This is a genomic window from Neptunomonas sp. CHC150 (genome assembly GCF_030397555.1).
Classification (GTDB): domain Bacteria; phylum Pseudomonadota; class Gammaproteobacteria; order Pseudomonadales; family Balneatricaceae; genus Neptunomonas; species Neptunomonas phycophila.
Genome location: NZ_JAPNXU010000010.1, coordinates 75,077 through 96,868, shown reverse-complemented (window position 1 = coordinate 96,868; position 21,792 = coordinate 75,077). Strand labels below are relative to the sequence as shown.

At 45.4% G+C, this 21,792-nt stretch carries 20 protein-coding genes; 15 read left to right on the top strand and 5 right to left on the bottom strand.

Going from position 1 to position 21,792, the window contains the following annotated elements:
- Positions 1-8: 8 nt before the first annotated feature.
- The 3 genes from OW491_RS12225 to OW491_RS12215 all read right to left on the bottom strand — a co-directional run bounded on the left by OW491_RS12225 (position 9) and on the right by OW491_RS12215 (position 3,142).
- Entirely contained in the window at positions 9-830 is an 822-nt protein-coding gene (locus OW491_RS12225) for a helix-turn-helix transcriptional regulator (protein WP_215150537.1), read from the bottom strand.
- A gap of 44 nt (positions 831-874) precedes the next feature.
- Entirely contained in the window at positions 875-2,269 is a 1,395-nt protein-coding gene (locus tag OW491_RS12220; RefSeq protein ID WP_139309054.1) for an aspartate aminotransferase family protein, read from the bottom strand.
- A gap of 159 nt (positions 2,270-2,428) precedes the next feature.
- Positions 2,429-3,142 (bottom strand): GntR family transcriptional regulator, encoded by a 714-nt coding sequence (locus OW491_RS12215; RefSeq protein ID WP_075171214.1) that lies wholly within the window; start codon positions 3,140-3,142, stop codon positions 2,429-2,431.
- A gap of 223 nt (positions 3,143-3,365) precedes the next feature.
- Here OW491_RS12215 and OW491_RS12210 point away from each other — a divergent pair, with 223 nt between their 5' ends.
- From OW491_RS12210 to OW491_RS12185, 6 genes are all read left to right on the top strand, one after another.
- The gene (locus OW491_RS12210; protein ID WP_075179100.1) at positions 3,366-4,715 is read left to right on the top strand and encodes a glutamine synthetase family protein; all 1,350 of its coding nucleotides are present in this window, start codon (positions 3,366-3,368) and stop codon (positions 4,713-4,715) included.
- Between the two features lie 326 nt (positions 4,716-5,041).
- Positions 5,042-6,136 (top strand): polyamine ABC transporter substrate-binding protein, encoded by a 1,095-nt coding sequence (locus OW491_RS12205; protein ID WP_075179290.1) that lies wholly within the window; start codon positions 5,042-5,044, stop codon positions 6,134-6,136.
- Positions 6,137-6,199: 63 nt separating this feature from the next.
- Positions 6,200-7,384: a polyamine ABC transporter ATP-binding protein gene (gene potA, locus OW491_RS12200; protein ID WP_290036216.1), complete on the top strand. Its 1,185-nt coding sequence runs from the start codon at positions 6,200-6,202 to the stop codon at positions 7,382-7,384.
- 89 nt (positions 7,385-7,473) lie between these two features.
- Positions 7,474-8,349 carry an ABC transporter permease subunit gene (locus tag OW491_RS12195; RefSeq protein ID WP_290036556.1) on the top strand — a complete coding sequence of 292 codons (876 nt, stop codon included), beginning with the start codon at positions 7,474-7,476 and terminating at the stop codon, positions 8,347-8,349.
- Positions 8,349-9,170, top strand: coding sequence for an ABC transporter permease subunit (locus tag OW491_RS12190; RefSeq protein WP_290036215.1), 822 nt, complete (start codon positions 8,349-8,351; stop codon positions 9,168-9,170). The genes OW491_RS12195 and OW491_RS12190 overlap by 1 nt, the downstream gene beginning before the upstream one ends.
- Before the next feature lie 81 nt (positions 9,171-9,251).
- Positions 9,252-9,971 carry a gamma-glutamyl-gamma-aminobutyrate hydrolase family protein gene (locus OW491_RS12185; RefSeq protein WP_290036213.1) on the top strand — a complete coding sequence of 240 codons (720 nt, stop codon included), beginning with the start codon at positions 9,252-9,254 and terminating at the stop codon, positions 9,969-9,971.
- Positions 9,972-10,065: 94 nt separating this feature from the next.
- Here the strand turns inward: OW491_RS12185 and OW491_RS12180 are convergent, their stop codons facing one another.
- Complete coding sequence (locus tag OW491_RS12180; RefSeq protein ID WP_290036212.1) at positions 10,066-11,349, bottom strand: FAD-binding oxidoreductase; 1,284 nt, start codon at positions 11,347-11,349, stop codon at positions 10,066-10,068.
- A gap of 182 nt (positions 11,350-11,531) precedes the next feature.
- Positions 11,532-12,488 carry a LysR family transcriptional regulator gene (locus OW491_RS12175; protein ID WP_290036211.1) on the bottom strand — a complete coding sequence of 319 codons (957 nt, stop codon included), beginning with the start codon at positions 12,486-12,488 and terminating at the stop codon, positions 11,532-11,534.
- Between the two features lie 325 nt (positions 12,489-12,813).
- On the opposite strand from OW491_RS12175, the gene OW491_RS12170 reads away from it, so the two are divergent.
- From OW491_RS12170 to OW491_RS12130, 9 genes are all read left to right on the top strand, one after another.
- Positions 12,814-13,833: a TRAP transporter substrate-binding protein gene (locus tag OW491_RS12170; protein ID WP_075173395.1), complete on the top strand. Its 1,020-nt coding sequence runs from the start codon at positions 12,814-12,816 to the stop codon at positions 13,831-13,833.
- Positions 13,834-13,905: 72 nt separating this feature from the next.
- Positions 13,906-14,454: a TRAP transporter small permease gene (locus tag OW491_RS12165; protein WP_075171221.1), complete on the top strand. Its 549-nt coding sequence runs from the start codon at positions 13,906-13,908 to the stop codon at positions 14,452-14,454.
- Positions 14,444-15,766 carry a TRAP transporter large permease subunit gene (locus OW491_RS12160; RefSeq protein ID WP_290036554.1) on the top strand — a complete coding sequence of 441 codons (1,323 nt, stop codon included), beginning with the start codon at positions 14,444-14,446 and terminating at the stop codon, positions 15,764-15,766. Before OW491_RS12165 ends, OW491_RS12160 begins: the two co-directional genes overlap by 11 nt.
- A 12-nt stretch (positions 15,767-15,778) precedes the next feature.
- Positions 15,779-16,216, top strand: coding sequence for a universal stress protein (locus OW491_RS12155; protein ID WP_075171222.1), 438 nt, complete (start codon positions 15,779-15,781; stop codon positions 16,214-16,216).
- A 119-nt stretch (positions 16,217-16,335) separates the two neighbouring features.
- Complete coding sequence (locus tag OW491_RS12150) at positions 16,336-17,802, top strand: NAD-dependent succinate-semialdehyde dehydrogenase (protein WP_290036210.1); 1,467 nt, start codon at positions 16,336-16,338, stop codon at positions 17,800-17,802.
- 24 nt (positions 17,803-17,826) lie between these two features.
- Positions 17,827-19,176, top strand: coding sequence for an aminotransferase (locus tag OW491_RS12145; RefSeq protein ID WP_290036209.1), 1,350 nt, complete (start codon positions 17,827-17,829; stop codon positions 19,174-19,176).
- Between the two features lie 158 nt (positions 19,177-19,334).
- A complete protein-coding gene (locus OW491_RS12140) occupies positions 19,335-19,826 on the top strand; it encodes a nicotinamide-nucleotide amidohydrolase family protein (protein ID WP_290036208.1) in 492 nt (163 codons plus the stop codon).
- Positions 19,827-19,910: 84 nt separating this feature from the next.
- Positions 19,911-20,951, top strand: a complete 1,041-nt coding sequence (recA, locus tag OW491_RS12135) for a recombinase RecA (RefSeq protein WP_178967956.1) — start codon at positions 19,911-19,913, stop codon at positions 20,949-20,951.
- A gap of 119 nt (positions 20,952-21,070) precedes the next feature.
- Entirely contained in the window at positions 21,071-21,583 is a 513-nt protein-coding gene (locus OW491_RS12130; RefSeq protein WP_290036207.1) for a regulatory protein RecX, read from the top strand.
- Positions 21,584-21,792 lie beyond the last annotated feature (209 nt).

Genomic DNA, 21,792 nt, shown 5'->3' with positions numbered 1-21,792 from the left:
GAAAGTAGTTACTCAATCGAATCATCTAAGGATTTTAGATGAGTAAGGAACTGTTGGAATATTTCCGATTGTGTTGATGTGTTTAAACGCGTGTGAATATTTTTGCGGTGAACTTTTACGGTTCCGGGGCTGATATCCAATAGTGCGGAAATAGCTTTGGATGAGTGCCCTTGCAGGATAAGTGCCGTAATTTGCTGCTCGCGTCGTGTAAGTACGCCACTTCCAAAGCTCGTTAATGCTTGCTGTATAGCGCCTTCAGGTTTGGCGTTATCGATATATAAAGACTGTTGAGTTAACCAAAATTGCTGCACAAGTGAGGCCAAAACAGGTAGCCATTGCTTTAACGCATTATGCTCTTGACGGTTAATTGATCCCAGTTGTGACTTTCGGCCTAGCGCAATCGCGCAGGTGACCTCATTATCAAGTGGGATGATTAGGTTGATCTCATCCACCAGATCAAAATACTTGTAACACTTCTCATAATATTCAGTGCTATGGAAGCTATCCGGTGCAATATCACATATACGGTGCACATCGGCAGCCGGAGATTCTTTTACCAAATGGTATATTGGGTCGAAAATGTACGCTTGGTCGATATAAAAGCGCAGAGTTGGGCTATGTTCAGCAGGGCTTTTAGGGTGCAGAACCAACGGTTTAAAGTGCGTTTTATAAGTTAGCATCAAAAAAGAGTCGAATTGGCAAATACGCCCAATGAACTCTTCTAGCATTTTAGGAAAGCTGGCACTGTGAATATGGTCAATTAATCCTGCGAGTGCTTTAAGGCCATAGGCTTCAGTGTTGTGCACAGAGGTTGTTGGGTTGAGAGTCATGACCATATCCTTTCAAATTTACCTTGTTAGTTATGTGAAGGCACTTACGCTAAGCATCGTTGGGCGCTAGCTAATGTGAGATCAAAACACAGACGTGCTTTTTCGCATAACTCGTCTATTTGATCGTGCGTGATAACTAATGGTGGCGATAGCACCATGCGACTGCCAACTGCTCGCATAATTAAGCCGTTTTCAAAACAGTGGTCGCGACACACCAAGCCAATATCAATATTATCTGGGTATAGAGTACGCGTCGATTTATCTTGCACTAAGGCAATACCGGCAAGTAATCCAACGCCCTCTATGTGTCCGACTAATGGATGATCTTTAAGTGCTTCGCGAATTCGTTGTTGAAAATAAGGGGCCGTATCAGAGTGAACATGATTGATGATGTCTTCTTGTTGCATAAGCCTGATATTGGCTAAGGCAACAGCCGCCGCTACCGGGTGCCCTGAATAGGTAAAGCCATGATTAAAGTCATCATCATGAGCTAATAATGTGGATGTAATTCGATCATTGATAGCTACGGCTGAGATCGGCATATAGCCCGATGATAGTCCTTTAGCCATGGTCATGATATCGGGTGTAAAGCCAAAGTTTTCACAGCCGAACCAGTAACCTGTTCGTCCAAAGCCGCAGATGACTTCATCGCTAGCCAGCAAGATATCGTATTTTTTACAAATACGCTGAATTTCTGGCCAGTAGGTATTAGGCGGTACGATAACTCCGCCGGCACCTTGTACTGGTTCGCCAATGAACGCCGCTACATTTTCGGCCCCTACCTCAAGTATTTTATCTTCTAGAGCACGGGCACATGCTAGCCCAAAGGCTTCTGGGGATTGCTCTTGATTGTCGGCTTCTCCGTAATAGTAAGGTTGGCGAATACGTTCAATATTTGGCACCCATGGACCGCCTTGCTTATGCATGCCTGACATTCCACCCAGGCTACTACCGGCAATGGTGCTGCCGTGGTAAGCATTTTCGCGAGCAATGATAATATTTTTGCTAGGTTTGCCCTCTAATGACCAGTAATGGCGAACAAGACGGATCAAGGTGTCTACCGCTTCTGATCCTGAATTGGCAAAAAATACATGATTTAGGTCCGCCGGTGTTATTTCAGCAATTGCTTGGGCGAGTTTTATGACTGGCTCATGGCTGGTTTGAAAAAAAGTGTTGTAGAAGGGCAATACTTCGAGCTGCTGGTGGGCAGCATTAATGAGCTCCTTTCGTCCATAACCCATATTGACGCACCATAACCCGGCCATACCATCCAAAATCTTGTGACCTTCACTGTCCCAGAGATAAACACCTTGCGCGCGAGTGATGACGCGAGCGCCTTTGGTATTGAGGGCGTGGGTGTTTGTAAAAGGATGTAAGTGGTGGCTGGCATCTATTGCCTTTAATGAATCGTCAGTGTGAAGTGAGGCCACGGTAGTCATAGAGTGCATCCTGAAACGAGCATTAAATGGAATGATTCACTTATTTTTTGTGATCACAAAAGCTAATCAATAATGTGATCACAAAAATAATAAGTCAACAACCATGTCGTTATTAGACACGTCGTATTTTGGTGTGTCGGATGATAAAAGGCTTTTAGCTCAACATGGATCGTTGGCTTCGTCGATAAAATGCTGCATACGCTCGGGGGTGGCTGCAAATGCTATGCCTTCGCGAATATCAGCGGCAATAGCAACCTGTAATGCAAACGCATCGTGGTTGGCAATTGCATTCATGGCTTCCACATGCCGATCAACTTGGTAGTGATCATCAAGCTTGCTATTGGCCAGACGCATAAAAGGCCCTAATTGCAGCCATAAACTTTCTATTAACGGGAGGGTAATTTGGTGTGGGTTAGCGGTATAAATTAAGCGGTGAAAGGCTTGGTTTAGCTGGTTTATTTGGATGAGGTCGCCGTTCGCTTGAGCCTTGTCTATGCGTTGGTCTAACTGCTTGAGTGCCTGTAAACGTTCCGTGTCTATGTAAGGCAGCGCACGGGCTGCTGCATGAGATTCGATAGCGATGCGAGCTTCGTAAAGCTCGGTAAACTTTGCAGGAGTCATGTGCGGTACCATGATGCGTCGGTTTTCTCGGATATCGAGTGCATTTTCAGCAGCTAATTGTCTTAGCGCTTCTCTTATCGGCATAGGGCTGACATTAAGCAACGATGCTAGTTCGCGGATAGTCAGCGCTCGGCCCGGTAGTATATGCCCATCCATAACTGCCGATCGTAAGGTGGCATATACCCATTGGGTAATAGTTACACTGGGTGGGCGCTCGGTTATTGTTATCTCAATTGGTGATTTTTTATCCATACGTCAATCGTTTATATCCGCTAGTAAGAGGGTGTGGCTTGACGGACTTCTGGATATGTAAATTATGTGCTCTTTGTAGTAAAGCAGCAGGGTATCTAGTTGACCGTGTGTAATACTTATGATCATATCAGCAGTATATTTGTGATCACAAGTATTGCCGGAATCACCTCTATACTAATTTTTTAATCGACCCTAATTTGGCTGGCAAGCAAGAGAGAAAGTAATGTCTTTAAGTGCTGAGAACGAAAGAGAGTTTGATCTGTTTATCACGGATCTAAATGGCAATCTCAGAGGTAAACGTATCCCTGTTAATAGCTTGGATAAGGTAATGGATGAGGGTGTGAAGTTACCGCGTTCAGTGTTGGGGTTCGATTTTTGGGGGGATGACGTACTCGATAATGGCCTCGTTTTTGAAACCGGCGATAGCGATGGTGTGTGTATGCCTGTCCATGATGAGGTGGTAGAGGTGCCATGGGCAGAAGTACCTCGTGGTCAGGTGATGGCGATGATGTTTAATCCTGACGGTACCCCTTTTAGTGCTGATCCACGCCAAGTATTGAGCGGTGTTGTGGCTCGTTTTAAAGCGTTGGGATTGACCCCGGTGGTAGCGACTGAATTAGAATTTTATTTGATGGACGGTCAGTCAGAAGAAACGCAACGCCCACGGCCACCAGTGTTGGTGGAAGGGCATGGTCGTCGTCTCAAAGCAACTGATTGTTATTCGATTGATGAAATGGATTGCTTATCCGCATTTTTCACCGAAGTGCGTGAAGCTTGTGATATTCAGGGTGTACCCGCTGATACGATTATTTCTGAGCTAGGCCCCGGGCAGTTCGAAATTAACCTTAACCATGTAGCCAATCCGATGCTGGCGGGTGATCAAGCCGTTATGTTTAAGCGACTGATTAAAGGTATTGCGCGCAAACAGGGGTATTCAGCTACGTTTATGGCCAAGCCATATGCCAAGAAAAGCGGTAACGGCATGCATGTTCACTTTAGCTTGTTGGACGAAAACGGGAATAACGTATTTGATAATGGGGGCGATGAAGGCACTGATGTGATGCGCCATGCCGTTGGGGGGTTAATGCAAACGATGAGCAGCAGTATGTTGACGTTTGCACCTCATATGAATTCGTACCGCCGTTTTATGTCTGGGGCTCATGCGCCAACGTTCGCCAGCTGGGGGTATGAAAATCGCACGGTTGCCTTGCGTATTCCTGAAAGCCCTCCTGTCGCTAGACGCATCGAGCATCGGGTGTCTGGAGCTGATGCTAACCCATATTTAGTGTTAGCCAGTATTCTAGCTGGGGCCTTATACGGTATAGAGAACAAAATAGAGCCACCAGCGCCTATTACGGGTGATGCATACACTGATGACAGCGCAGACCGTACCCAAACGCTTCCTAATAAATGGGATGATGCAACGGATCGTTTTTCTCAAAGCGATGTTTTAAAAGAATACTTAGGTGAGACATTTGTGCGTGTTTACACCGCTGCCAAGCGTCAAGAGCAGCGTAAACTGCATGAGCAGATCTCGGATATCGAATACGAAGCCTATCTGGGCTTATTGTAACGGTTGTTACGGTAGGTAAAGCGTTAATGCTATTACCTCGGGGGTATAGGAACCCCCGCCTTGGTTACCTTAGATTAGTCATATTGCTCCTTAAATAAAGCAGGTTTACACAATACCCGTCTAAACGGGAGTCTGCTTTATGTATCGCTACAACGCGTTGTTAGACCAGCCAAATAGAGCAGGCATCAACGTTTAATAATAAAAACGATAAATAAAAACTCCACAAATATATTTATGGAGTTATGGGCTTGCCATTGCCTGAAGTTAGCGAAATTTATCCATTACATGCGGTTGTGATGGTTCGAAAAAATAAACTGGAGATCGATATGTTACGTCATAAAAATTTACAATTAGCCGCTGCTTTAGCGGCGGTTCTTTCGACAAACGTGATGGCGCAGGAGCAGGTACTAAACGTTTATAACTGGTCGGATTATATAGAGCCGGATGCGATTGCCGCTTTTGAGAAAGAAACGGGCATCAAGGTTAATTACGATGTTTATGATTCAAACGAAGTTTTGGAAGCAAAGCTCATGTCTGGTGGCTCTGGCTATGACCTAGTCGTGCCTACCGGGGCTTTTTTAGAACGACAAGTCCAAGCGGGTATTTACAGCGAAATTGATAAGACAAAGCTCAGTAACTACAAAAACTTAGATCAAGAGTTTATTGAAAAGGTGGCCCAGCACGATGCGGGCAATGTGCACAACGTCCCCTATGCGTGGGGGACAATTGGTCTGGGGTATAACAAAGCACAGGTGAAAGAGCGCTTAGGCGATCAACCTATTAATAGCCTAGATCTTATTTTTAATCCTGAGATGTCAGCTAAGCTAGCAGATTGCGGTATTGCCGTGTTGGACTCGCCTGCCGAAGTGGTGTCAATTGTTCTGAACTATTTAGGTCTTGATCCGAACTCTGAAAGCAAGGCGGATTTGAAAAAAGCCTCTGAACTAATGGCGTCTGTACGTTCAAATATTCGTTATTTCCACTCCAGCAAATATATATCCGACTTGGCCAACGGCGATGTATGCGTGGCCTTAGGTTATAACGGTGATATTTTGCAATCTGAGAGTCGAGCCGATGAGGCAGGGCAGGGAGTAGAAGTTGGATATGAGATTCCAAAAGAGGGCACCATGGTGTGGTTTGATTTGATGGCTATTCCTAAGGATGCACCTCATATAGAGGCAGCGTATCAGTTTATTGATTATGTTCTGCGTCCGGAGGTTGCTGCTGGGATTTCTAACTTTGTTTACTATGCTGTTGCCAATAAAGCGGCAGAACCTTTGCTGAATGAGGACATTATTTCAAATCCTGGGATTTACCCAGATGAAGCCACTAAAGCAAAACTATTCACACAAAAAGCCCACACCGCTAAATTTGATCGGCAGTTAACTCGTGCATGGACAGGTATTAAAACAGGCCGCTAAGCAGACTGAATTTATGCGTGCGGGGCTAAGCCTCGCTTATAAACCTGTTATGGAGTTTATGTTATGAGTACTTTAGTTGCTAATCACAATGAGAGCGCTGGTTCTGCCCCCGGAGGGAGCCTCCCTCTTCATGAGGTACCTATTTGGCAGCAGCCGGATGCCGAACCTTTTGTACGTATAGAGCAAATTACTAAACAATTTGATGGCTTTACGGCTGTAGATCAAGTGTCTCTCGATATCTACAAGAATGAGCTGTTTTGCTTGTTGGGTGGGTCAGGGTCAGGGAAAAGTACGTTGTTGCGTATGCTAGCGGGGTTTGAACAGCCGACTCATGGACGTGTTGTCATTGATGGTGTTGATATGACTGATGTGCCTCCGTGGGCTCGGCCTGTGAATATGATGTTTCAGTCGTATGCTTTATTCCCTCATTTATCGGTCGAAAGCAACATTGCATTTGGTCTCAAGCGGGAAGGGGCCAGTTATAATGATATCAAACGTCGTGTGGCCGCTATGCTTGATCTTGTGCAGTTGGGGCATTTAGGTAAACGTAAGCCCCATCAATTGTCGGGAGGACAACGTCAGCGTGTTGCACTAGCCCGATCTTTAATTAAGCGGCCAAAGTTGTTGTTGCTCGATGAACCGCTGGGTGCTTTAGACAAGAAGTTACGTGAAGAAACACAGTTTGAGCTAGTCCGCATACAAGAGGAGCTAGGTGTTACCTTTGTTGTAGTAACACATGATCAAGAAGAGGCTATGACACTGGCTTCGCGCATTGGCGTGATGAACCAGGGCAAAATAGTGCAAACTGCGGAACCACATGAAGTATACGAGTACCCCAATAGCCGTTTTGTTGCTGAATTTGTCGGCTCGGTAAATCTGTTTGAAGGGCGTATTTGTGATGATCAGGTTGATAGCGTTAGCCTCTACAATAAAGCATTAGACATGACCTTCTTTGTAAATCACGGGATTAGTTGTGCGCCTAATCAGAAAATGACCTTGGCTTTACGGCCGGAAAAAATATTGCTTAGCCGAGAGGCTGTTACTGAAAAAATTAATGCGGTGTCAGGCACTATTGAAGATATTGCGTATATGGGAAGTTTGAGTATTTTCCGGGTGCGCCTACCCAATGGTCAAGAAGTACGCGTGACTCAGCCAAACTCTTCACGCGAAATGGGCGGGCGCTGGCGCACAGGTGAGCCTGTTAGTCTGCGCTGGGGTGAAAACAGTGCAGTGGTGCTAACGTCATGAAGCTGAGTGAGCGCTATATCGTCTTTAGTCGCCTTGTTGAATGGGTTGCTTGTCGTTTGCACGCTTCTAAAATAGTTCGTTTACCCAACATGCAGTTGGGACGATTCTTTGTTTTAGGTGTGCCAACATTCTGGTTGGGCTTGTTCTTTTTTATTCCCTTTCTAGTTGTCTTTAAAATATCCTTGTCTGAGTCGGCAATCGCTATTCCTCCGTATACGTCAATACTGACATGGGATTGGGAAGAGGCTTTCTTTGATATACATATAAATTTGGGCAACTATCTATATATATTTGAAGATCAATTTTATATTGATGCCTACTTAAGCTCGGCTAAAATTGCTGCTATATCAACATTGTTGACTTTGATTATCGGCTTTCCAATGGCCTACGTTATCGCTCGAAGCACTGGTACAAAGCGGGTGCTCTTGCTAGCGTTGGTCATCTTGCCTTTTTGGACCTCTTTTTTATTACGCGTCTATGCGTGGATGGGGTTATTAAAGCAGAATGGTTTGATCAACGAAGTGCTGTTGAGTCTAGGGATAGTTGACCAGCCGTTAATGATGCTTGAAACTGATTTTGCAGTGTATATTGGTATTGTTTACACCTACCTACCTTTTATGGTTTTGCCGCTGTATACCGCCTTGGAAAAAATGGACTTAACTTTGCTTGAGGCCTCGCAAGATTTAGGCGCAAAACCCTACCAAGGCTTTTTTCTTGTCACCGTTCCTCAAGCGCTACCCGGGGTAATAGCTGGTTGTTTATTGGTATTTATTCCTGCAGTGGGCGAGTTTGTCATTCCTGCACTTCTGGGAAGCTCGGAGACACTCATGATTGGGCGTGTGTTATGGGATGAGTTCTTTTTGAATCGAGATTGGCCGATGGCATCGGCGGTTGCCATTGTTATGTTGGTGTTATTGGTGCTTCCCATAATGCTGTTTCGAAACGGCCAGCGAGCGGAGGGGTAATGATGCAGGCATCGCGATATCTATCAGGTACTTGGGTTGTCAAATGTAGTGCCTTCTTGGGGTATGCTTTTTTGTATATCCCAATCATTTCTCTAATCATCTATAGCTTCAATAAGTCTAAACTCGTCACTGTGTGGGGCGGCTGGTCATTAGACTGGTATGTGGCCTTATTTAATAACGAGCAAATTATGGCGGCAGCTTTGATTAGCCTTAAAGTGGCATTTATTAGTGCCACATTATCGGTGATCTTGGGCACCATGATAGCTTTTGCTATTAGTCGCTTTGGGCGCTTTAAAGGCCGCATGATTGTGTCTGGCTGGATTACTGCGCCGCTGGTAATGCCGGAAGTAATCACTGGATTATCATTGCTATTACTATTTGTTGCACTGGAAAGTTTGTTTGGTTGGCCCGCAAGCCGTGGCGTTGGAACCATTATTATCGCTCATACTACTTTTTGTATGGCTTATGTAGCTGTGGTTGTACAGTCTCGGTTGGCATCATTAGATAATACCTTAGAAGAAGCGGCTATGGATTTAGGGGCTAAACCGCCGGTGCTATTTTTTCTGGTTACCTTGCCACTTATTTTTCCTGCGATTTTATCGGGTTGGTTGTTATCGTTTACTTTGTCGCTGGATGACTTGGTAATAGCGAGCTTTGTTTCGGGGCCGGGTAGCAGTACCTTGCCAATGGTTATCTTTTCTAAAGTACGCTTGGGGGTTACACCTGAGGTAAACGCGTTAGCGACCTTGATGATTTTGATTGTGGCGGTTGGAGTCGGGGTTGCCATGTGGCAAATGCGCCGACAATCACGTACGCGCTAGTCGTTAAATAATATGAAGAAAGGGCAGTGTGCCCGGGCTGCTTTGTCGTGATAGATAGAGCCGCTTTTTTGTGGAGTGGGTATGAAAATAGGAATTTTAGCAGCAGGTATTAGTCCTCAAGAGCTGCGCGAACGGCACGGCACCTATGCCGATATGTCAGCTGCTCTGTTTACTCAGCATGGATATGATTATCAATTTGAAGTGTTTGATGTGCGTGAGGAGCACTTTCCTACGTCTATTGAGGGTTTTGACGGGTGGTTGATTACGGGATCTAAGGCGAATGTCTATGAGAACTTGCCTTGGATGCAGCGGCTTAAAGCTCTGATTATAAAGATTAATGATGCGCACATCCCTTTATTGGGTATTTGTTTCGGTCATCAAATTATCGCTGAGGCCTTCGGTGGAAAGGTTGAGGCCTATCAAGGTGGTTGGGGGCTAGGTGTGAATCAATACAGCATTCTTCCTGTTTCCGGCTTGTCGGATACGCCAGATACACCTAGCACGCTAACGCTTCATGCTGTTCATCAAGATCAAGTGGTTGAAAAGCCTGCACTTGCCAACGTTTTTGCACATTCCCCGTTTTGCCCGTATGCGGGGTTGCTCTATGGTAAAAACGTACTAACGGTGCAGGCGCATCCTGAGTTTTCAACGGCCTTTGAACGTGACTTGTTGGAGTTGAAAGGGGGGGCGGGTATTCCTGCTGAGGCTGCACAGCAGGGCTTGGCTAGCTTGGATTCAGTGCCCACAAATTCTGAATTAGTGGTTCGATGGATGGTTAATGTATTAAATCGTCAAGTGTAACAGGATGTGTTGGTATGTTGGCTGTTGCGCCTAGACAATCGCTTTGGTCTTTTTTAAAGCACCCTTACGGGTGCTTTTTGCGTTACGGATAAGACTAAATACCAAGTTTATCGCGCAGAGTGTAATACCAAGCTCCCATCGCAGTATAAGGAATGCGTATGGTGCGTCCTCCGGGGAATGGGTATTGCGGAAGGCCGGCAAATACATCAAAGCGCTCGGCTTGACCGCTAATAGCTTCGCCGATGATTTTTCCCGCTAAGTGGGTGCTGGTCACGCCGTGACCACTGTAACCTTGAGCATAGAAAATATTGCCATTGATACGACCAAACTGCGGTAAGCGCATTAATGTTAGTAAGAAGTTACCTGTCCACGCGTAATCGACCTTTGTTCCTTTTAATTGAGGGAAAGTCTTTAGCATGTTTGGCACGATGAGCGACTCAATTTTATCGGGCTCGCGCGCGCCGTAAGTTACACCGCCACCGTAGATTAACCGGCCGTCACCTGTGAGACGGTAATAATCGAGCAAATAATTGCAGTCTTCTACGCAGTTATCATGTGGCAGAAGCTCTTTTTGCTGAGATTCGCTTAACGGTTCTGTGCAGATAACTTGTGTACCACAAGGCATTGATTTTTGTTCTTGTTCAGGAAGTAATCCCGTTAGATAAGCGTTGCCGGCTACCATGACAAAATTGCAACGTACAGAGCCGTTAGCGGTATGTACGGTTGGCTGTGACCCTTCCTCGATGCGAGTAACCGCTGAGTTTTCAAAAATCATACCCCCTAATGATTCAACAGCATTAGCTTCGCCCAATACTAGGTTGAGAGGGTGTAAGTGTCCGCTAGAGTGATCCAGTAAAGCGCCTGTGTAGCGCTGTGATCCAATGTAATCCGGCACTTGATGCTTATCCAGCAAGGAAAGCTCAGTATGCCCGTAGGATTCCCATAGCGCTTTTTTGCTTTGTAGTTCATCAAACTGCTTGTTGTTACACGCGGCAAAAATTCCACCAGGTTTTAAGTCGCACTGGATGTCGTAATCACTCACGATACGGCGAATGACCTGTGCGCCTTCAAAGGCCATAGCTCCCATTTTGTTACCTACCTCTTTACCGTACATGCGCTCTATAAAGTCCATGTCTCGACTATAGCTGTGTACGATTTGTCCGCCGTTGCGGCCAGAGGCGCCAAAACCAATCCGGCTGGCTTCTAATACAATCACTTTAAAGCCGCGCTCTGCTAAATGCAGGGCGGTGGATAAGCCTGTAAAACCAGCGCCAACTACGCAAATATCAGCCGTATGATCTCCTTGTAGGGAGTGGCGTATCCGGGTGTCGTTTATAGAAGCTGCATAATAGGAATGCGGATATACCGATGTAGACATTATCATCTCAACTTAAAGGTCAGACATAAATAGGCCGGTTTGGATGAGTAGTAGGCATGCGAAGGCATACACATCCTCTGTGGATCCACTGCCGGGGTAGGTGTCTACAATACGGTGAGAAAGCTACTTTTGCCTATACCCCTGAAGAGATATTTATTGGCTATGTCGCCAAAAAATCGGCATTAATAGGGGGCAGGGTTTTCAGTTACCCCAAACTGTTGTTTAACTGTACTTAAAAACAGATCACGCGCGCGGTTGGCTTGTGCTGTTTTTTTGCTGATAACGGCTGCACCGAGCGAAAAGTGCTTACGGTCGGGCGCGATAGCCTTTAAGTCTCCATTCTCGACATAGGGCTGTGCGACGTTTTGGGGCAAAAAGCCAATATAGCGTCCAGAAAGAAGCATCGCGATGCGTGATTCATAGTGGTAAGAAATACCTGCTAAATGCATTTCAGATAGCTGATGGTAGATTTCCTCGTGTGGTTTTAAGCCCGCATGAACCAAGGGGGCTTGGTTGATCAGTTCGTCGGTTAACTGTATGTCTGGCAGGCTGCATAATGGGTTTTCTAAGCCTTTCACTGCGCTGGCATATAGATAACAATCGTCTCTAAAAAGGTGGATGTAATTTAAGCCTTCAAGTTTTCTATGATAGGGGATAAAAGCGATATCAAGTTCGTCATTGAGTACTTGGCATTCCATACTTGCCATTTGTTCGACGCTCATGCATAGCTCTACATCTTCAGCGACTTGGCTAAACGCATTTATGATAAGTGGAAGTTGGCAGCGAGGGTCAATACTGAAGGTGTCACTCAGACCCACTTTGAGGTTGCCCGAAGGCTGGTGGCTTAAGTTATTGACCGTATTGCGAAAGCCTTCCAACATGTCGAGTAGTTTCTCGGTTTGCTCAAAGACAATAGCGCCCTCCTCTGTGAGAGCAAAGCCTCCTCGGCCACGTTTACAGAGCGTCAAGTGAAGCCGTGATTCAAGGTTGGCAATATGAATGCTAATCGTGGGGCGGCTGATATTAAGTCGAGTCTCTGCGGCCGCAAATCCTCCACATTCTACAACTGTTTTAAAAATTTTTAGTTGCTTGATTTCATAGTCGCCGAGCTGACCTATAGAGAATGTTTTATTAGTCATACCGACCCCTGTTACATGTTAACAATCGATTATTCAAAAGCGCTAGGCTAAGAGAAATATACATTAACAAGCAGTATGGAATGAAAAAAAAATGAATCATAGACTAAAGGATAGCGCGGTGCATAACCTTAATCTATAGCAATTTTGATACCAAAAAAACATAAAGCCTTAGATATAGCGGGTTTTTAATGGGTTTATATTCTTACGTTAAGCGCGATAAACCTTTAGGTAGATTTGATCTAATTTAATTGGTGGGTCAATTTTGGAAGGATCAAATCACCGCTCAGGAAAAAACATTTTAAAAATAGACATGAAAGGTAAAAACATGCTGAAGACCATCACTAAATTAAAGAGTAAATTATCAACGACAGCGATCGCTGTAACCTTGGGTGTTACTACGTTAGCGGCTGATGTTTCAGCGGCAGAACACAACTGGCGTTTTGGTAACCTTTACGGTCGCGGTACTGCTTTCGGTGAAATTTATGAAGATTTAGCTAAAAACATCGAAACAATGTCTGATGGGCGTATTGCTGTACAGGTTCTTTACTCAGGTGAAGGCGTAGGTACATCAGGTCTGCTTGGTGCAACTAAATCAGGTTTGATCACGATGGGTGCTCCTTTCCAATCAATGCACGCTGGTGAGTTGCCGGCGGGTATCGTCGAAATCGGTTTGCCCGGCGGTACTGATGATCCAGATGAGCTTTACTCGTTGTTCCATGAAAAAGGTTGGGATAAGGTGCTAGAGAAAGCCTATGGATCTCAAGGCTTAGTATGGTTAGAACCGTACATCCAACCACCCGTTTACGTATTGACTAAAGAGCCGATTAACTCAGTAGCTGATTTTGAAGGTCTTAAAATCCGTGCTCCTGGTGCATACGGTAAGTTCCTACGTAACTTAGGTGCGTCTCCAGTGTCGCTAGCATGGAGTGAAATCTACACTTCTTTGGCTACCGGCGTTATTGATGGTTCTATCGGTAGTAACATGATTGACCACCGTGATGGTAACCATGTGGAAGTTGCTAAATACATGTACAAACTGCCATTGGCTGGTGCACAGGTATTACCGATTGTCGTTAACCGTTCTGCGTGGAAAAAACTACCTGAAGACCTTCAAAAGGTTGTGCGCGAAGCTACAGTAATCCATGCGAAAGAGCAGTTAGAAAAGTCTCGTCAATGGGAATCTGAAGCGGTCGCTGAAATGGAAGCTAAAGGTTTGCAGTGGAGCCCAGAGCCAAGCGAAGCTGATAAAGCAGCCTGGGCTGAAGCTGGCGCAGGTCTGTGGGACGAGTACTCTGCACAAGACAAATACAGCAAGCAGCTGATCGACATCTTAAAGCAGCAATAATCGGTTCCTAACCGACCAGCAGGCCGGGCACTCACTGAATGTCCGGCCTGATCTCGTTAAACAGGTAAGCTTATGTTCACTCAGGTTTTGCAACGGTTGTGCCGCAGCATCGATTTTGTGGTGATGCTAGCTGGTTATTTTGCTAGCTTCCTCATGCCATTCTTGGCGGCGATTGTAGCGTATGAGGTCTTTTCTCGTTATTTCTTAAATCACCCCACGATCTGGGCGTTTGATTTGTCGCTGTTTCTTTTTGGTTACATAGCGGCTTTAGGTGGTGCTTACGCACAGCAAAAAAAAGCACACATCAATGTTGATATTTTATATTTAAAAGTGTCTCCCCATACGCGTCGTGTTTTTAATTTGTTTTCTTATTCGTTAGCGATTTTTTTCCTCGTCTTAGTTGTGAAACTAGGTTTCGAAAAATATGAAGAAGCCATTGAGTTTGATTATCGGACTCAGAGCGAATGGGCACCCCCTATGTTCCATTTTTGGATCATGATGTGTGTGGCTTCTGTTTTGTTTATAGCCCAGTTTAGCCGTGACATGGTGGCAGAAATCTACCACTTGGTTACAGGTAACCCACTAATCGCTCCGGAGAATGACGATAATGATGAGTATTGAATTATTAACCGGCATTTTGCTGCTATGCATATTGGTGGCGTTCGCTTTGGGGGCACCTGTTGGCCTGGCATTAGCGGGTATTGCCATGGGTGTAGGTTACATGACGTGGGGAGATGGCATTTTTAATGTTATCCCAACGACCGTTGAGGCCACTTTTTTTAGCTTTATTCTTCTCGCGATTCCTCTCTACATATACATGGGGCAACTACTGACTAAGTCTGGCATTGGCGATGCTATGTTTAATGCCAGCCAGATGGTGCTTGGTAAAGTTCGTGGCTCTCTTGCAATCAGTGTTATCTGTGTATGCTCCATGATTGGAGCCATGGTAGGTATTATCGGTGCCGGTATTATGACTTCCGGCAGTATTGCTTTACGTCCCATGTTGGAGCGTGGCTACAATAAACGTTTAGCGCTTGGCGTCATTATGGCCGGCGGGGGCTTGGGTATACTCATCCCGCCGAGCATCCCTATGATTATGTTTGCAGCCTCTACGCAAAACTCGGTCGGACGTATGTTTTTGGCGGCAATGGTACCCGCGCTAATTACGGTAGTGTTGCTCATTGCCTATGTTGTTGTGAGCTGCCGTTTAAATCCAGACCGTGCTCCTATTACGAAAGCCGACTTTGATAACCAGCAGCTTTCTCCTATGGCTAAAATGCGAGTAGCCCGCGATGGCTTCTTATCAATTTTGCTAATTGTTGTTGTGCTGGGGAGTATTATTTCCGGTATTGCCACCCCAACCGAATCAGGGGCTATTGGTGTGGTTGGAGCAATCTTGCTAGCGATTGTTTTTAAGCGCTTTAAACTGGATATGTTCCGCGCTGCAGGACTTCAGACGGGAGTGCTAGTTAGCGTTGCCATGTGGATTATTTTAGGTGCTTCGGTATTTAGTAACTTCCACCTTCTCATGGGCGTTCAGGCAATGGTGGCTGATTTTACGGATACGTTAGATCTGCCGCCGATCATGATCATTATCATGTTCCAAGTCATTATGCTGTTGCTGGGCTTTATCATTGACGAGTTTATTATCGTCTTGATGTGTGCACCTTTATTTACGCCGATTGCGGTGTCGTTAGGTTACGACCCTATCTGGTTTGGTGTCCTGATGATCATCAATATTTTGATTGCCGTACAGACTCCTCCTTATGGCTTTGCATTGTTCTACCTTAAGGGTATTGCTCCTCCTGAAGTGGGTATGGGTGAGATCTACAAGTCAGTAACGCCGTTTATCCTATTGAACCTTACTGTTTTGATTATCTGCATGGTGTTTCCGGAGCTAGTGCTTTGGTTGCCTAATCTTGTGATGAATTAAGGAAGGCGTCGTATGTATAGAACGATATTAATAACCGTCGATATGGCGCATCCTGAACAGATGCCAGAGCTGATCAGAGCGGCTATTCGTGTAGCGGATGAGACATCCCCGGTTGTATTTCATTTGTTGTATGTAGACGAGACTTTTGTGCATCACGGGCTATATACACACTATGACAAAACTGAGCAAAAGCTGGCACGTAAAGACATTAAACGTAAGTTGAAAGACCAAGCCATCCAGCTTTTACCGAATGAGGCAGAGATTAAGTGCCACATTCGCGAAGGTACGGTGCACGAGCAAATTTTAGAGGAGTCTCGTCAGTTAAAGTCGGATGTGATTTTGATGATGGCCCGCCGCCCTGGTTTGGCGAGCTATTTCGTTGGCTCCAATGCTGAGCGGGTTGTTCGCCATGCTAAGTGTACTGTGATGGTTTTGCGAGGCTCATACTAGTGATTAGTTTGATGTGTCTCAACGTAAGCGAAAAAGCACTATTACTGAACAGCCAAGTGTTTCCTTATATAAATGTCAAAACGGTGATCTAGACCGTACAAGACATGCGGAGAAATAACGTGAAATTAAATTTACAAGATGCCGGTTTGCTAAAAACGCAAGCATACATTAACGGTGAATGGGTTGATGGTGCAGATAAGCAGACATTTTCAGTCAATGATCCCGCTACAGGCAATTTAATAGCTACTGTTGCCAGTCTAGGTGCTCAAGAGACTCGCGCGGCTATTGAAGCGGCTGACGCGGCTATGAAGTCGTGGAAAGCTCAATCGCCAAATACACGTTCTGAGATTTTGGAGCGCTGGCATCAACTGATCTTGGCGCATCAAGAAGACCTCGCCATTATCATGACGGCAGAGCAAGGCAAGCCGTTGTTTGAATCTCGCGGCGAAGTCCTTTACGGCGCTGCTTATATCAAGTGGTTTGCAGAAGAAGGTAAGCGTGTATACGGTGATGTTATTCCAACACCACAAACAGATCGCCGTGGCATTGTGATCAAACAGCCTGTGGGTGTTGTAGCGGCCATTACGCCTTGGAACTTCCCTAACGCGATGATCACACGTAAAGCAGCTCCAGCACTCGCTGTTGGGTGCGCTATTGTGCTCAAACCTGCTGCAGAAACCCCTTTGTCAGCATTGGCTTTAGCCGAGTTAGCAAACCGCGCTGGAGTGCCAGCAGGGCTGTTTAACGTAGTAACGACAAGTAGCTCACGCGAAGTCGGTGGCGAGCTGACGAGCAACCCTATCGTTAAAAAATTGACGTTCACCGGTTCTACTCCAGTCGGCAAAGTATTGGTTAAACAATGCGCAGATACGATGAAACGCACCTCAATGGAGTTAGGCGGCAACGCTCCTGTCATCATTTTTGATGATGCAGACATTGATTTGGCTATCAAAGGAGCGCTGATTTCTAAATACCGTAACTCCGGGCAAACATGTATCTGTACGAACCGGATTTTAGTACAAGCCGGAATTTATGATGCGTTTGTCGAAAAGTTTGCTAAAGCGGTTAGCGAATTTTCAGTGGGTAATGGCTTTGATGAAGCCAGTACTCATGGGCCCTTGATTAACGAAAAAGCGGTGGATGACGTACACGCTAAGGTCGAGAGCGCAATCGCTGCCGGTGCGAAAGCTGTTATCGGTGGAGCTCGTGACCCACAAGGTGCCTGTTTCTACCCCGCCACTATTCTGACAAATGTAACACCGGATATGGCCGTGTTCCGTGAAGAGATTTTTGGTCCAGTAGCGCCTGTCTTCTCGTTTGAAACCGAAGAAGAAGCTATTGCCATGGCTAACGACACAGAGTTTGGTTTAGCGGCGTATGTATACACTGAAAATATGAGCCGTATTTGGCGCGTATCTGAAGGTATTGAGTACGGCATGGTAGGCGTTAATGAAACGGCGATTAGCTCAGAAGTAATTCCGTTTGGCGGTGTTAAAGAGTCAGGCCAAGGCCGAGAAGGCTCTAAATATGGTCTGGATGATTATCTAGAAACTAAATATATCTGCATGGGTGGCTTGCAGCGTTAATACGCTCAGCGTAAGGAGCATTTTATGAGTCATATTATTTACCCAACGACTAACCTTAAAGCGACTGAAACCATGACAATGGAGCGCGGAGAGGGAGTGTATCTCTATGACAACCATGGTAAGCGCTACATTGAAGGTTTAGCGGGTTTATGGTGCACCTCATTGGGGTATGGCAATCAAGAGCTAATCCAAGCGGCTTCCGACCAAATGGCTAAATTGTCGTTTTCACATATGTTTGGTGGAAAAACGCACGAATCAGCTATGCAGTTATCGGACAAGCTTTCAGCGATGCTGCCTATGGATAACGCGCAAATTTTCTTTGGTAACTCCGGTAGTGATGCTAACGACACGCATATTAAAATGCTGCGTTACTATTTTGATGCGATTGGTAAGCCTGAAAAACGTAAAATTATTGCGCGTGAGCGCTCGTATCACGGTATCACCGTTGCTGCTGCTTGTTTAACAGGCCTTGATGTTAACCACAAACATTTTGACTTGCCTATTGATGCGCTAGGAATTCTGCGCACTGATGCGCCGCATTACTTGCACGGTGCGTTAGCTGGTGAGTCTGAGACGCAGTTTGTTGATCGTATTACCAATAACCTAGAGCAATTAATTTTGTGTGAAGGTCCAGAAACTATCGCAGCATTTATTGCTGAACCGATCACTGGTGCTTCTGGCGTTATCGTTCCACCAGAAGGTTATTACGAGAAAGTACAGGCTATCTTAAACAAGTACGATATTTTCTTCTGGGCTGATGAAGTGATTACAGGCTTCGGCCGTACCGGTAATGACTTTGGTTCAACGACTATGGATATTAAGCCCGATATGATGTCCTTAGCTAAGCAATTATCTTCAGCTTATATGCCAATCAGTGCCGCTGCTATTCGTGGTGATATGTATGAGGCCATGATCGATCAAAGTGCCAAAGCGGGCGTGTTTGGCCATGGCTTTACCTATTCAGGCCATCCTGTTGCGGCAGCTGTTGCACTAAAAACTCTTGAAATCTATGAACGCGAACGTCTGTTTGAACAAGCGGCGGTTAAAGGTGAGTATCTACAGAAGCGTTTACAGGCTTATGCCGATCATCCTTTAGTGGGTGAGGTGCGTGGTAAGGGCTTAATTGCGGCTGTTGAGTTGATGGCTGATAAAGCCGCGAAAAAGCCTTTCGCTGATGGACGTGTCGGTAGCTATATGTTGCAAGCTTGTCAGAACCACGGGCTTATTATTCGTGTGGTTGCTGGATCGGCGGTAGCTTTCTGTCCGCCGTTGATTATAACCGAAGCGCAAATTGATGAAATGTTAGAGGCGTTTGATAAAGCGCTGGCTGACACAATGGCTTGGGTTACTGTTGAAGGTTTAATGGCCGCTTAGTTCAGCTTAATGCATGTGTAAATAGTGCTACTCACCGTAGCTCTAGACCTCTTGTAGGTCATCCTTTTATGGGCGCCTCGGCGCCTTTTTTTTATGCTTTCTTTTCGTGAGCTTGTTATGATTTCTCGTATCTGCATGGGATTATAGTGATCATAAATATGGGCAACTCTATATCTACAACCGAACTGGCAACAGCCGTGGGTGAGCGATTGGCGCTAGCCGGGCATGTATTAGCTACGGCGGAGTCATGTACTGGAGGCGGGATAGCGCAGGCTGTCACAGCAATTGCTGGGAGCTCTGCTTGGTTTGATTGTGGCTTTGTGACGTATTCAAATGAAGCCAAAACAGCCATGCTGGGTGTTAAAGAAAGCACGCTAATAGAGCATGGAGCGGTAAGCGAGGCTGTTGTACGTGAGATGGCCGAAGGTGCACTGCATTCTAGCCAAGCAACATTAGCGGTGTCTGTTAGCGGTATTGCAGGACCGGGTGGGGGAAGTAAAGAAAAGCCTGTCGGTACGGTTTGGCTGGCATGGAGTAGTAAAAATAAAAGCACGGTGGCCGCGTGTTTTTCCTTTAATGGGGACCGCGAATCAGTGCGGAATCAAGCAGTTAACGAGGCTCTTAATGGGGTAATAAAATACTCTGTGTGATAGGGGTTGCATTTCGAGATTGAAGTGACAATAATACTGTCCATTCATACAGTATTTGTTGTTAAGCAACGTAAAGGGTCGAAAATGGACGATAACAGAAAAAAAGCGCTAGATGCTGCTTTATCTCAAATTGAACGTCAGTTTGGTAAAGGCGCTGTCATGCGCATGGGTGATCAGCCGCGTGAAGCAATTCCTTCTGTATCTACCGGCTCATTGGGCTTAGATATCGCATTGGGTATAGGCGGATTGCCATTTGGTCGTATCGTTGAAATCTATGGCCCTGAGTCGTCTGGTAAAACAACACTGACCCTACAAGCGATTGCTGAAGCGCAACGCATGGGGAAAACCTGTGCATTCGTCGATGCAGAGCATGCCCTCGACCCGAACTACGCAGAGAAGTTGGGTGTCAATGTTGATGATCTGTTGGTTTCTCAGCCAGATACTGGCGAGCAAGCCCTAGAAATCACCGATATGCTAGTTCGTTCAAATGCGATTGATGTGATCGTTGTCGACTCTGTTGCGGCGCTGACTCCAAAAGCAGAAATCGAAGGGGATATGGGCGACTCCCATGTTGGTTTGCAGGCTCGTTTGATGTCTCAAGCGTTGCGTAAATTGACAGGTAACGTTAAAAGTTCCAATACGTTACTTATCTTTATTAACCAGATTCGTATGAAAATTGGTGTGATGTTTGGTTCGCCCGAAACGACAACTGGCGGTAACGCACTGAAGTTCTATGCCTCTGTTCGTTTAGATATCCGTCGCATTGGCGCCGTGAAGCAGGGTGATGAAGTGGTCGGTAATGAAACACGAGTTAAAGTCGTTAAGAACAAAGTTTCTCCGCCGTTCAAGCAGGCTGAATTTCAAATTTTATATGGTCAAGGTATTTACCGCATGGGTGAAATTATTGACCTAGGTGTCCAAAATGGCTTAGTTGATAAAGCGGGCGCTTGGTACGCTTACAATGGTGATAAAATTGGTCAGGGCAAAGCGAATGCGGCTAAGTATTTAGAAGAGCATCCTGAATCTGCCAAGGCTATTGAAACGGCACTGCGTGAGAAGTTGCTAAACGTTCAGGTAGCAGAGAAGAAGACAGCTGAAGAATCTGCAGAGCAGTTGGATCTGTAATGATTCTGGATGTTGGGTACCTTTGAAGACTTATCGATATTGATAGTATTCTGAGGAATTACATTTAAAGGTCAGCTTTTGCTGGCCTTTATTGTTTGTGGCATATAAAACGGCTCTTCATGACATTTAATAAAAAAGTAGATAAAAAGCCTTATCAGCCTAAACCTCTAGAGAATGAATCTGATGTGCGTAATGCATTGCTGAATTTGTTGTCCCGTCGAGACTACAGTGTTAAAGAGTTGACTGAGAAGCTCTCGCCGCGCTGTGATGAAGCGCTGTTATACAAGGTGCTGGATGCCTTTATTGAGGCTGGTTATCAAAGTGATGAACGCTTTGCTGGGGCCTTGGTAAGAAATAGAGCAAGTCAAGGCTATGGAAAGATGCGAGTATTGCAAGATGCTCGACGTAAAGGAATATCAGATATATTGATTCAGGCTGCAATTCAGGAAGAGGCTATCGATTGGTTTGAGTTAGCAGTTACGGCATATCAAAAAAAATTTAAAGAGCCGCTTGATCGACAGGATAGAAAAAGTGCCGATAAACGAATGCGCTTTTTAGTTCAGCGGGGCTTTTCATTTGATGAGGCCAAGTACGCCATCTACGAAGCTGATGAAAATAACTCTGCTTTATAAGTAGTTTGCTCTGATGTTTTTCTAATGTCCTTCCTTACTGTGCAGATATGAAATTAGCAAGCTGTATCGGTTAACTTGCAAAAAAATTCGAACAATTATTAACCGCGATATATACTTTACGCCATTTTGCGTTTCATACGCGCATGGGCTTTTCTTTTTTTGATATCAGCTCACTGTAAAACCAGCCAGCGGAACGATCCATCTATATG